This is a genomic window from Exiguobacterium sp. s149, assembly GCF_018618395.1.
Classification (GTDB): domain Bacteria; phylum Bacillota; class Bacilli; order Exiguobacteriales; family Exiguobacteriaceae; genus Exiguobacterium; species Exiguobacterium chiriqhucha.
On the sequence record NZ_JACSLZ010000010.1, the window covers coordinates 55,848 to 69,027 of the forward strand.

Here is a 13,180-nt window from a genome sequence, read left to right on the forward strand (position 1 = left end):
ATCCCTCCTCGTTATGGTGCGAAGCGCCACTCGACCTCATGCTCCGCCAGGGCGCGCTTCCAATCCGTCGGTTCCGGAAAATCAGAGATGATGGTCGTCACCTTTGAAAAGTCGGAGACCCGATAGCGTTTTTGTTGATTGAACTGGGTGTGGTCGGCGAGCAAGTAACATTGACGCGATTGATCGATGACCGCCTGCGTCACGGTCGAGAGACCATGGGCATCACACGTCAAGCCGAGCGAGGCATCGACGCCCTCGACAGACAGGATGGCCATATCGAACACGTACGCCTTCAGTTGCTGCAGGACGTGCTCGCCGACGGTGACGAGATGTTTCGGATCAATCGTCCCACCGAGTAATTGGATATCGCCAGTAAACACGCCCTTGGCCCGTTGTTCAAAGAGCGCCTTGGCGACCATGAGCGACGGAGTGACGACGGTCAAATTTCGTCCACGAAGTCTGGCCGCAACTTGCTCTGGGGCGACGCCGTGTCCGATATACAGCAACATATCATCCTCGACGAGCTGAAACGCCGTATAGGCGATGCGACGAATCCCGTCCATGTTCGAGATCATCATCGGTTGGAATGAGACGCTCTGATGGAGCACCGCCCCGCCATACACCCGCTTGATTCGATGCTCTTTCTCAAGCTCTTCTAAGTAGCGGCGAATTGACTCCCCCGAGACGTTCAACCGTTCAATCAACTCGCTCGTCTTCACTTTGCCTTCCCGTTCAATCCATTCAACAATCTTTTGTTTACGTTCTTCTCCAATTAAAGACACTTCCCTGCCTCCTCCGCAAATATCGCTTCCTTTTTCAGTGTAGCGAACGGATGTAAATTTAACGTAAACAGAAAGTAAAGAACGGGCAAATCCAACAGTTTTTTCGAACTTTTCGGCAAAAATCAACGGAAATCCACAAAAAGACAGCCTCATCAAAATGGTTGAAGTTTCACCTTCTCGTTATTTAATGAAAAAACGACCATCCCTTCTCTGTATATCGAGCAGGATGGTCATCGATTGTTACTTTCGCTTTTGAAACAGCGGCACTTTAGGCTCTGTGCCCGCACGGATTCGTTGCCAGTTCGAGCGGTGCTTGATGATGATGAACAAGGCGAGCGGGACAATGACGATGAGCGGCAACCAGTCTTTGGCGATGATGCCATAGGCGACGACGGTCACGATGCCAACAACAGAAGCTGCTATCGATGAGAGCGACACCATCTTTGAAATTAGCAACGTCACGATGAACGTGCCGACGACGACGACGAAAAACCATGGGAACGCAGCAAGCAGGATACCCGCGCTCGTCGCCACCGATTTTCCGCCCTTAAATTTGGCGAAGATAGGGTAAGAGTGGCCGATGATGGCCGGAATCCCAGCGAGGAGCAGACTCATTTCGCTTCCGAATAGAAGCGGCAATAATGCCGCGACCAAGCCTTTCCCCATATCCCCTAATAGGACGATCGTACCCGCTTTCTTCCCAAGCACGCGAAACGTGTTCGTCGTGCCCAAGTTCCCGCTCCCGTGCTCGCGGACATCGACTTTATAGCCGAGCTTACCGACGAGGAGGGCGAACGGGATTGAACCGAGTAGATAGCTGATGATGATAATGATGATTTCTGTCAAATAAGGCATCGCGATTCCCCTTAATTCATGGATTGCTCGAGGTAGCGTTCAAACGGGACGTTCGTCTTATGAACGTTCGTCGCATGCTCCACCCCGATGTAGCGTAAGTGCCACGGTTCAAACATATAACCCGTCTCCGCCTCATAGGCGCGTTGATAGCGGACGATGAACCCATACGTATGGGCATTGTCGGCCAACCACTTGCCTTCTTTCGTCTGTTCAAGGCTCTGTGTCAATTGATACCCGACCGAGGCGCTCGAGACGTCTATGGCGAGTCCCGTCTGATGTTCTGAATGACCCGGCGGTGCCGAATACTTCATCGCTTGTTCTTTTCCGTCTTTGGCGACATAGGCGTTGAACAATTGCACTTGATAGTCGTATGAACGGAACGCGCTCGTCCCTTTCAAATCGATTCCGGCCGTTTTCGCACCGGTCATCAATTTTTCGATTGCCTGTGCCGCTTCTTTACGGAGCATCCTCCGCTCCCCGGACGCCGTGTCGACAAAGTCGATGTTCGCCGTCACGAGGTCGTTCGGTTTGTAACCGGCCGGCAAGGCGATTTTTTTATTGACGAGGATAAGCGTATCGAGTTTCACGTTCGCCATCCCGTTTTGTTCAAGCGGCTGGCTCGGCGTTTGAGCCGGTTCTTCTACAGGCGGTGCTTCCACAACAGGTGCTTCTTCGGCCTCAGGTTCGTCTGCTGCCGGTTCTTCCGCAGGCTCGTCTTCTGCAGGGGGCTCGGCTTCAGTCGCCGGAGCTTCTTCAACCACTTCGTCTTCTGTATCCGTCGACGCAGCGGCCGGAGTTTCTGTTTGTTGTTCGGTTTCAGCCGGTTTGTTATCGGCTTCTTCCGTTTCGTTTTGGTTGCTCGTGTTACAGCCCACCAACGTGAGCGTCAAGGCGCAGCATACCATCAACAGAGATGGTTTTCGCATGCGATCTTCCCCTTTCTTTGTACAAAAAATACCGTCAAGATATGATACCATACTGACGGTACAAAAGAACCACTGTTATGTGACGGGACTCATGACACGCATATACATGTCATGCCACTCTGGAAACTCGCGGTCGAGACGGACCGGCTTGAAGTCGCCCTGTTTGACGACGACGTGGGTCGTCTTCGCCGAACCGACGAGATTTCCGTCTTGATCGGTCAACTCATAGCCATAGACGGTCCGAATCTTGGAATAGCTGTCGACCCATACCCGGACGTGGACCGTATCGCCGAACGTGACGCTCTTCTTATAGTCGACCGAGACGTTCGTCACCGGAGAGACGAAGCCCGCCTGTTCCATGTCTTTATATTCGACCCCGAGCTCGCGCAATAATTCAGTACGAGCGATTTCGAGATACACTAAATAGTTCGCATGATAGACGATGCCCATCATGTCGGTCTCTTGGTAGCGGACCGGAATCTGAATCGTATGCATTAAATCGTCCTCGCTTTCAAGGTCATTATATTATAACTTGGTCTTAATATCTACTACTAAAATCTGATTCAAGTCGTCAGTTTCAGCCTGTCTTTCAATCAAACGGTATGACTGTCTCGCGATGGCTTCATCAATCAACGACAGTGCCGTCCGCGCGTTCGGCCGGTCGATACCAGACAGTCGCTCTTTAAGCGCTTGCTCCACCGTATCGTCATACGTATAGCCAAATTTCGCGGCATACGTCTTAGCAATCTCGACGAGTTGGTCGGTCGAATAATCCTCGAACTGGATGGTTCGCTTAATCCGACTACTCAGTCCAGGATTGGACTCGATCAATCGCCGCATCGGCGCCTCGTATCCCGCCATGACGACGACGAGGTTGTCCCCGTGCTTCGGCATCTCGTCGACGAGCGTATCGATTGCTTCACGACCGTAATCGTTCGGTCCGCCGTTCAAACTATAAGCCTCGTCAATCAACAACACACCGCCGAGCGCATCGCGGATGGCAGCCTTCGTCTTCTGTGCCGTCTGACCGACATAACCACTGACAAGATCGGCCCGGCTGACGACTTTCAAGTGTCCGCGTTTCAAGTAACCGGTCTTCTTCAGCAATTGGGCATAAAGGTGGGCGAACGTCGTCTTCCCTGTCCCGCTGTTGCCGACGAGTGCAGCATGAAGTTGGACAGGTGCCGTCTTCAATCCAAGTTCGCGGCGCCGTTTTTGAATCGTGACGAGCGCCTCGATTTCACGCAGTTGCCGTTTCGCCTCTTCCATCCCGACCAAGTCGTCGAGCGTCGGGGCTGACGTGTCCTCGGTCGCATCCATCTCAAAATCGATTTCCGTCAACAAGGCCATCTCGTCGAGCGGGGCATCGGCACCGAAGCGAGATCCTTTTTTGAACATGGCGTCGAGTAAAATGTTATGCACCGTGCGCGCGTTCCCGAACGTGGCGTCGACCCGTTCCCGGTCAATCCGCGCAATCAAGGCGCGCTTCGCCTCGACCGTCAGGACGTAATTGTTCTCCGCTGCCACTTTCTCGCCGATGGCGACGAGCTCGTCATCACTGTAGTTCGGCAACTCGTAATGGTTCGATTCCGGGAAACGCGAACGTAGTCCCGGATTGGCCAATAGAAAGTGACGCATCTCTTCCGGATAACCGGCGAGGATGACAACGAATTTCCCAGCGTACTCACCACTCGTCATCGCGGCGACGAGCGTATCGATGGCTGCCTGTCCATAGTCACTCCCGCTCGCATCCTGACGTTTAAGCGCGTACGCCTCGTCGATGAACAGGACTCCGCCCTCGGCTTCTTTCACTTTGTTCATGACTTGCTCTTCCGTCTGTCCGACGAACGCGCCGACGAGACTCGACCGATCCGCCTCGACGACGTCGGGACGAGCGAGCAAACCGAGCTCAAAATAAATCTCGGCCATGAGGCGCGCGAGCGTCGTCTTACCGGTGCCTGGGTTTCCCGTGAACACGAGATGGAGCGAAGGTTGGTGTTTGGACGAGAAGCCTGCCTTCTCCCGTTCTTTTTGAAACAAGAGGAAGCGGTACCACGCTTTGACACGTTGCTTCACGTCCGTGAGCCCGATCATCGCCTCGAGTGATTCAATCGCGCTCGACCGAACTTGTTCCGTCTGTTCCGGCAAATGTTCGACGATCGTGGCCAGTCGCTGTTTGACGAGCCCGACCCGCTCACCGAAACGGTGGAACGCCTCACGGCTGAAGTAATTGCCTTGCATCGATGCCAAGAGCGAGGCCGTGTCATCTTCGAGTGCGGCCACTTCTTGCATCGCCTCGATGACGACAAGGAATAACCGCTCGAGCTGTCCTTTGAATTCCGAGTCCCGAAGGTCGGATTTGGCACGGTCAATCTCGTCGTGAAGCTGTTCAAGTTGCTCGAGCAGTTCCGACGTCTTCGCTTCGTATTCGGTTAAAATTTGGACTTTCATCGACGCGTAATCCGCCTCACGTAATTTCGGCCATTCGACGTGCAAATGTTGTTTATGACGTCGCAACACTTCGTATAATTGACTGACGCGGAGAGCTGGCGGTAATGCGTTGAGCGACTCCAATTCCTTGACCCAACGATGTAATAACGGGTCGATAGTCTGGCGCGCTTCGAACCGTCTCGTTGCGAGGAGCGTCAAGGTGCGAATCAACTCTTGACGGTGACCGGTCGCGCGCGACCAATGGGCGTAAGACAATAGCGCCGCTTCCTCGATGCGTCCACCCGCTTCCCAGGCCGTCAAGTCCGATTGCACTTGATCCAAGGTGATCTGTTTCATAGTATTCTCCTTTTTAGACGACAAAGGAGCCGACGTTTTAGTCTGCTCCTCGCCGGATTATCGTGATTCAAAAGAAGTCATCCGAATCGAATGGAACAACTTCCCGTTGTTTCGTGATTCGGCAGCGAGCAAGATTCGCTCGTTCGCGTCGACGTAATACGTGACCGCTTCTTCATTGTCGTCTTCACTGAATATCGATGGGTACTTTTCGACCCATTCTGCCGGGACAGCTTCAGGTGACTCTTTCTTGACGAACGCTTGCGCGGTCCGTCCGATAATATCGACGTCACCTTCGCTCGAACCGAGCGTCCCATCGTCGAGCCATTTACGAATCTGTTCATTCGTCGCCCGCGACAAGAATGGGTGCGGAGCCACGGCGCCGGAGCTCGTCTCTTGACTATTCGTCTCCTCGCCGTCCGGGTTGAACTCACGATAAACGGTTCCGTCCCACTCGGCCCGGGCACCAACGTTAGGGCCCTCCACGACCTCAGACACGAAGTGACCGTCATCATCGTATGTCACTTCATATTCGCGAACTTCCAACGTCTCGCCGTTTTCCGGCAATTTTTTCTCTTCATATCCGATTATGACGGATGTATAGAACGGTTCGGCCCGGTTGACGCGGCCCTCGTCGTCATTCAAGTTCATGATCGAGTAAAAGTTATAGGCGAGCAGGGCGCCGACAATGAGGATTCCCGCAAAAATCACCCAACTCAATCGCTTTTTAACATGTTGTTTCATAGAATGCCCTCCCAATCTTCTTCACTTACTATCCTACACTAGCGAGAGGGTCCTGCAAAACATTTACAACCAAAAAAGGGCCTCGACCGAGACCCTTTCCTTTTATCCGAGCTTATCTTCTTCTTCCTGCTTATACGCTTCAATATACTTGTCCCGTTCGTCCGGTTCATCAGACAAATCTTTGAACAAGGCGACAATCATCAAAATTAATACGAAGATGAACGGGAAAGCGACCAGGATGGCGACCGCTTGTAGCGCTCCGAGTCCACCGACGTATAAGAGCACGGCGGCAATCGATGACTGAATGAGACCCCAGATGAGCTTGATCCGCATCGGCGGCACAAGTTTTCCGTTCGTCGACAACATGCCGAGCACGTATGTCGCCGAGTCCGCTGACGTGATGAAGAAGACAGAGACTAAGAAAATGGCGACGACACTAAGGATCGTGCCAAAGCCACCAAACGTCTCGAACAAGGCGAACAGACCGACTTCCGTGCCGATTTCGTTGACCGTTGCAATCAAGTTTGCCCCACCGTTCAAATCAGCCCAGATGGCCGCACCGCCAAAGACGGAGAACCAGAGTAGACCGAACGAGGTCGGCACGAGCAAGATGCCGATAATGAATTCACGAATCGTACGTCCTTTTGAGACACGAGCGATGAACGTCCCGACGAACGGGGACCATGAAATCCACCAAGCCCAATAGAAAATCGTCCATCCGTTGATCCATTCGCGTTCCACCGGCTCAAACGCGGCCGTCCGGAAACTCATCGACGGTAACTGTTGCAAATATGTCCCGATCGTCTGCGTGAACAGATCGAGGATGAATGCACTCGGTCCGACCATGAGCGTTGCGATCAAGAGGACGATGGCGAGAAAGATGTTCGTATTACTTAAGATACGAATCCCTTTCTCAAGCCCCGTCGAGGCACTGATCATATAGAGTACCGTCACGACGGCAATGATAATCAATTGGGTCGAGAACGCGTTCGGTACGTTCGGAATCAAGAAGTGAATCCCGCCGGCAATTTGCTGGGCCCCGAAGCCGAGCGAAGTCGCCACACCGAACGCGGTCGCGATGATGGCCAACACATCGACCGTCCGTTTGACCGGTATTTCGTAGCGGTCTTTGACGAGTGAGCCGATGGTCTCCCCGATCGTCGCCGGACGCCCTTTCCGGAACGTTGAGTAAGCGATGGCGAGCGCGATCATCGCGTAAATCGCCCATGGGTGCAAGCCCCAGTGGAAAAACGAATATTGCATCGCCGTACGGGCATCGCCCTCAGGTGTGCCCGAATCGAATGGCGGCGCGTGAAAATGTGAAAGCGGTTCGGCTGCCCCCCAGAAGACGAGTCCGATCCCCATCCCGGCACTGAACAACATGGCGAACCATGACAGATACCCGAATTCCGGACGATCCGTGTCTTTCCCGAGTCGAATTGACCCGAACCTCGAGAAGATTAAAAAGATGGCGACAAGTAGAATTCCGGTCGCACTGAGTAAATAAAACCAGCCAAAGCCGTTCGAGAGCCAGCCTTGCAGTTTCGTCGTCACATTTAAGAGACTGGCGTTACCGAGGATACTCTCTGGGATGACACCCCAGATCGTGAATAAGACCGTAATGATGGCTGAAACGAGAAAAACGGTCGTTACTTTGCTTTTCCTTTCCATAATCTCACTCCTATTCAATTTTCTTATTTTCATATACGTTTTCCACCGTAACATAGTTTGTAAACCAGACTCAACCCCGCGACGTGCTCGGACGACCATGTCAAAAAAAGTGACGATGGCATGTCGTCACTCTGGCGGTTTCGGTTCCAAGGACACGATTAACGTCTCGTCAACGACGTAATAGGGCCGTTTCGGCAGTACTTTCAAGTAGCCGCCTTCACGTAATCGAGTCAAATCCAATTGCAGTGTCTGTTGAAATTTTCGAAACGGTATTTTTTTTTCTTGTTCAAAGTATAAATCGAGCGCCCGTTGCACTTGATCCATCTCATAGACCAATTCCCGTTCGTCCTCAGGGACGATATGAAACGTTTCTTTTGACATATAGAACCGCTGTCTCGGTTTACCGGGCAAGTGTTTTTTCAGTCGAGCCAAATCGATTTCTTGCGTCTCGTCGAGCAAGACCGTACGATTGAGGCCTTTCGGTAACGTCTGTTCATATTCATGGATGGCTTCGCGCAGCTGCGGAAGCGTGAGGTCGAACTCTTCCTCCGCCACTTCCTCTTTTTGCGTCATTCGTTGCCACCAGTTTTTACCTGATTTCGTCTGTCGTTCCATACACTCCCCCCTCTCACCATTCTCTTCCCGATATGAGTCATCCTCTCACCTTTTATTCGCATATTCACAAAAAAAAACCTTCCTTTTTTGCAAAGGAAGGTTTTACGTTGCTTATTTCAATTTGTTGCGGAGAACCATCTGCAAGATGCCGCCGTGACGGTAGTAATCGATTTCGACTTCAGAATCGAAGCGAGCGACGACTTTGAACTCGGTCACTGTGCCGTTCTCATGTGTTGCTTTGACGTTCAGGATATCACGTGGGCGGACTGACTCGTCGACTTGGATGTCGATCGCTTCTTCGCCTGTGAGTCCGAGAGAGTCGGCCGACTCCCCGTCCATGAACTGAAGTGGCAAGACACCCATCATGACGAGGTTCGAGCGGTGAATCCGTTCGAAGCTCTGCGCGATGACGGCACGAATTCCGAGCAAGTTCGTTCCTTTGGCTGCCCAGTCACGTGACGAGCCCATACCGTAGTCGTTTCCAGCGAAGACGACAAGGCCTGTGCCTTGCTCTTTGTACTTCATGGCCGCATCGTACATCGGCATGATTTCGCCCGTCGGCCAGTACGTTGTAAAGCCGCCTTCAGTGCCTGGTGCGACTTGGTTACGGATACGGATATTCGCGAACGTACCGCGCATCATGACTTCGTGATTTCCGCGGCGTGAACCATACGAGTTAAAGTCGAGCGGTGCGACACCTTTCGATTGAAGGTATTGGCCGGCTGGTGTCGTTTTCGAGAATGCTCCAGCTGGTGAGATGTGATCGGTCGTGACCGAATCGGCAAACTTCCCGATGACACGAAGGCCGTTCAATGCGTGAACTTCTCCAGCCTCTGGCTCGAGGTTTTCGAAGAACGGTGGGTTTTGGATGTACGTCGAGTCGTCTGAGAAGTCATACAAGTTGCCTTCTGGGACGTCAAGCGCGTTCCAACGTTCATTGCCCGTGAAGACCGTATCGTACTCTTTGCGGAACGCTTCCGGTGAGACGACGTCTTGTACGACCATCTTGATTTCATCGTTCGATGGCCAGATGTCTTTGAAGAAGACTTCATTGCCATCTTTGTCCGTTCCGAACGACTCGTTCATGATATCGAAGTTGACCGACCCAGCGAGTGCGTATGCGACGACGAGTGGCGGTGACGCCAAGAAGTTCGCTTTTACGAGTGGGTGGACGCGGCCTTCGAAGTTACGGTTCCCCGAGAGGACCGACGAGACGAGCAAATCGTTCGATGTGATCGCTTCTTCGACTTCGCGGTCGAGTGGACCCGAGTTGCCGATACATGTCGTACAGCCGTAACCGACGGTGTTGAAACCGAGTTGGTCAAGGTATGGCGTGAGACCGGCTTTGTCGAGGTAGTCGGTAACGACTTTCGAGCCCGGAGCGAGCGACGTCTTCACGAATTTAGGAACGGTGAGCCCGCGTTCGACGGCTTTCTTCGCGACGAGACCTGCGCCGACCATGACGTATGGGTTCGATGTGTTCGTACAGCTCGTGATGGCTGCAATCGCCACGTCACCCGTGCGCATGTCGACAGCGCCGTCCGTGTAGTTGACAGCTGCCGTCTTTTCAAGCTCAGCTTTTTCAAGACCGAAGCCGCTGTGTCCGGCTGGCGCCGTCACGCTGTCGACGAATGCCGACTGAAGGTCTGACAAGTTGATGCGATCTTGTGGACGTTTAGGTCCAGCGAGCGACGGCTCTACTTTCGACAAGTCGAGCGTGAGCGTTTTCGTGAACGACGGGTCGGCCTGGTCTGGCGTATAGAACAAGTCGTTCGCTTTCGAGTAGGCTTCGACGAGGTCGATCAATTCTTCTGGGCGACCTGTCGTGCGCATGTAGTTGAGCGTCTCTGTATCGACTGGGAAGAAGCCACATGTCGCACCATATTCAGGTGCCATGTTGGCGATTGTCGCCCGGTCCGAGAGCGGCATCGTGTGAAGCGACGGTCCGAAGAACTCGACGAACTTGCCGACGACTTTCTCGTTACGGAGCATCTCGGTGACGACGAGCGCGACGTCAGTCGCTGTGACACCCGGGTTGACTTCACCGACGATTTTGACGCCGACGACGTCTGGTACCGGGAAGTAAGACGGTTGTCCGAGCATGCTCGCCTCGGCTTCGATTCCACCGACACCCCAACCGAGGACGCCGAGACCGTTGATCATCGTCGTGTGCGAGTCTGTCCCGACGAGTGAATCTGGATACGCGACATTGCCTTCATCATCGTTCTTCTCGAGGACGACCGAAGCCAAGTACTCCAAGTTGACCTGGTGAACAATCCCTGTCGCAGGCGGTACGGCACGATAGTTATCGAACGCTGTTTGCGCCCAACGCAAGAACTTGTAACGCTCTTCGTTGCGCTCGAACTCGATGTCCATGTTTTTCATGAGTGCGCCGGCAAATCCGTACGCATCGACTTGGACCGAGTGATCGACGACGAGGTCGACCGGGATTTCTGGGTTGATTTTGTTCGGGTCTCCCCCGAGATCGCTCATTGCTTTACGAAGCGAAGCGAGGTCAACGACCGTCGGAACCCCTGTAAAGTCCTGAAGAACGACGCGAGCCGGTTTAAACGGAACATCGATGTCTTTCGAAACTTCGGCAGTACCCCATTTAGCCAAGTTTTCGACGTGTTCTTTCGTGATGGCGCGGCCATCCTGTTGGCGAAGCACCGATTCGAGCAAGACACGAATCGAGTACGGAAGTCGACTAAGTTCCGTCACCCCTTCTTCTTCAAGCTTTTTAAGCCGGTAATAATCGTACGCTTGTCCATTGACCTCGAACTGCGTCCGAGATTTGAAAGCGTCTAATACGTTCGTCTGTTCCATACGATATCCCCCTTTTTGAAAGCGGCGACTTAGGCACGTGCCGTAATCGCTTACTTATCACATGCTTATCATAATACAACTATAGCGTGACGTAAAATACATTCCGTCACAAATTAGTCATAAGTAAAACTTATCAATAGTGTCAGACTCACTGAAACAAGAAAAGACGGCCCTTGGACTAGAGCCGTCTTTAATCATTATTCTGCGCCAATCTCGACGTTGACGTCGAGGGCGTCGACGAGCGTGAGCTCATCTTCATACCGTTCTTTGAAGCGATCGAATGTGAACTCGTTGGCGAACAAGAACACGGGACGCTCCCAACGATCCGTCACGAGCATGTTGCGTGAGTCCTGGAACGGCTTGAGCGCCTTCAACTCCTTGTCCTTCACCCAACGCGCAACGCTGTACGAGACTGGCTCCATACGGATGTCGACGCCGTATTCGTTGTTCAAGCGATACTCGAACACTTCGAATTGGAGTTGACCGACCGCACCGAGATAAATCTCGTTATATTCGTTGCGATACACTTGAATCGCTCCCTCTTGGGCGAGCTGCTCCACACCTTTGTGGAAATGTTTCGACTTGAGCGAGTTGATTGGCGAGACGCGCATGAACAGTTCAGGCGGGAACGTCGGCAACGCCTCGAACGCGATTTTCTGTTTCGACGTCGTGATTGTATCGCCGATTTGGTACGTCCCCGAATCGTAAATCCCGATCACGTCTCCAGCGAACGCCTGATCGACCGTTTCGCGGTCGTTGGCCATGAGCTGCGTCGATTGACTCAATTTAATTTTCTTCCCTGTCCGCGTGAGTGTGACGTCCATGCCGCGCTCGAACACGCCCGAACAGATGCGGACGAAGGCGATGCGGTCACGGTGGGCCGGGTTCATGTTCGCTTGAATCTTGAAGACGAAGCCGCTGAACTCTTCTGACGTCGGGTCGATTGGACCGACATTTGACTTACGGGCCTCAGGGGCCGGTGACATGGCGAGATAGTGGTTCAAGAACGATGTCACACCGAAGTCGACGAGGGCCGTCCCGAAAAAGACCGGAGTCAATTTCCCGTGCTGAATCGCATCGACTTCGATTTCATTGCCGGCACCGTCGAGAAGATCGATTTCGTCTCGAAGGTTCGTCAAGTTCTCTTCCGTCAAATAGTCGGCGAGAATCGGGTCATTGACGCCGTCCTCGTTTAACGTGAGCGTCGATTTTTCACCGCGGAACAAGTGAACTTCGTTCTTCAGACGGTCGTACACGCCTTCGAACTGCATCCCGCTCCCGATCGGCCACGTGACGGCGACCGAAGGCATGCCGAGCACTTCTTCGAGCTCTTCCATGAGTTCAAGTGGGTCTCTCGCTTGGCGGTCCAATTTGTTCATGAACGTGAAGATTGGAATTCCCCGCATCCGACAGACTTGGAATAATTTCTTCGTCTGCGTCTCAATCCCTTTGGCCGCATCGATGACCATGACGGCACTATCGACCGACGTCAACACACGATACGTGTCTTCCCCGAAATCGTTGTGTCCGGGCGTGTCCATAATTGAGACGACCTTATCTTGATAGACGAACTGCATGACCGACGAGGTGACCGAGATCCCACGTTGTTTCTCGATTTCCATCCAGTCCGACTTGGCATGCTTGGAATTTTTGCGGGCTTTGACCGTCCCCGCCTCACGGATGGCACCCCCGTGAAGGAGCAACTTCTCCGTCAGCGTCGTCTTACCGGCATCTGGGTGCGAGATGATGCCGAAAATACGACGCTTCTCAACTTCTTGTTTTAATTGATTCATGTATGGCTCTTTCCTTTCTGGACAATACGATTTATACGATGTCTTGCTCACTGCAACGCTATCTATTCTAACGAAACCGGCCCGTTTCGTCCATCTTTATAGTAGGGAATGAATAGCTGTAGCTTTTGTATCGCGCCCCTTTTTTGTATACTTAGCTTGAATGATCGTGAAATGACAGAACGGG

At 52.8% G+C, this 13,180-nt stretch carries 10 protein-coding genes; all 10 read right to left on the reverse strand.

Annotated elements, in window-relative coordinates:
• Nucleotides 1-11 precede the first annotated feature (11 nt).
• Nucleotides 12-782, reverse strand: a complete 771-nt coding sequence (locus KNP81_RS12650; RefSeq protein ID WP_214720213.1) for a DeoR/GlpR family DNA-binding transcription regulator — start codon at nt 780-782, stop codon at nt 12-14.
• Between the two features lie 240 nt (nt 783-1,022).
• Nucleotides 1,023-1,637, reverse strand: coding sequence for a glycerol-3-phosphate 1-O-acyltransferase PlsY (gene plsY / locus KNP81_RS12655; RefSeq protein ID WP_214720214.1), 615 nt, complete (start codon nt 1,635-1,637; stop codon nt 1,023-1,025).
• A gap of 11 nt (nt 1,638-1,648) precedes the next feature.
• Nucleotides 1,649-2,563 (reverse strand): M15 family metallopeptidase, encoded by a 915-nt coding sequence (locus KNP81_RS12660; protein WP_214720215.1) that lies wholly within the window; start codon nt 2,561-2,563, stop codon nt 1,649-1,651.
• A 75-nt stretch (nt 2,564-2,638) separates the two neighbouring features.
• A complete protein-coding gene (locus KNP81_RS12665) occupies nt 2,639-3,058 on the reverse strand; it encodes an acyl-CoA thioesterase (RefSeq protein ID WP_214720216.1) in 420 nt (139 codons plus the stop codon).
• A 30-nt stretch (nt 3,059-3,088) separates the two neighbouring features.
• Nucleotides 3,089-5,350 (reverse strand): AAA family ATPase, encoded by a 2,262-nt coding sequence (locus KNP81_RS12670; RefSeq protein WP_214720217.1) that lies wholly within the window; start codon nt 5,348-5,350, stop codon nt 3,089-3,091.
• A gap of 57 nt (nt 5,351-5,407) precedes the next feature.
• Nucleotides 5,408-6,091 carry a hypothetical protein gene (locus tag KNP81_RS12675; protein WP_214720218.1) on the reverse strand — a complete coding sequence of 228 codons (684 nt, stop codon included), beginning with the start codon at nt 6,089-6,091 and terminating at the stop codon, nt 5,408-5,410.
• Between the two features lie 102 nt (nt 6,092-6,193).
• Complete coding sequence (locus tag KNP81_RS12680) at nt 6,194-7,762, reverse strand: BCCT family transporter (protein WP_214720219.1); 1,569 nt, start codon at nt 7,760-7,762, stop codon at nt 6,194-6,196.
• 126 nt (nt 7,763-7,888) lie between these two features.
• Nucleotides 7,889-8,377: a DUF3939 domain-containing protein gene (locus tag KNP81_RS12685; protein WP_251128795.1), complete on the reverse strand. Its 489-nt coding sequence runs from the start codon at nt 8,375-8,377 to the stop codon at nt 7,889-7,891.
• A gap of 111 nt (nt 8,378-8,488) precedes the next feature.
• Nucleotides 8,489-11,203: an aconitate hydratase AcnA gene (acnA, locus tag KNP81_RS12690; RefSeq protein WP_214720220.1), complete on the reverse strand. Its 2,715-nt coding sequence runs from the start codon at nt 11,201-11,203 to the stop codon at nt 8,489-8,491.
• Between the two features lie 197 nt (nt 11,204-11,400).
• Nucleotides 11,401-12,996 (reverse strand): peptide chain release factor 3, encoded by a 1,596-nt coding sequence (locus KNP81_RS12695; protein WP_021067575.1) that lies wholly within the window; start codon nt 12,994-12,996, stop codon nt 11,401-11,403.
• Between the last annotated feature and the right edge of the window lie 184 nt (nt 12,997-13,180).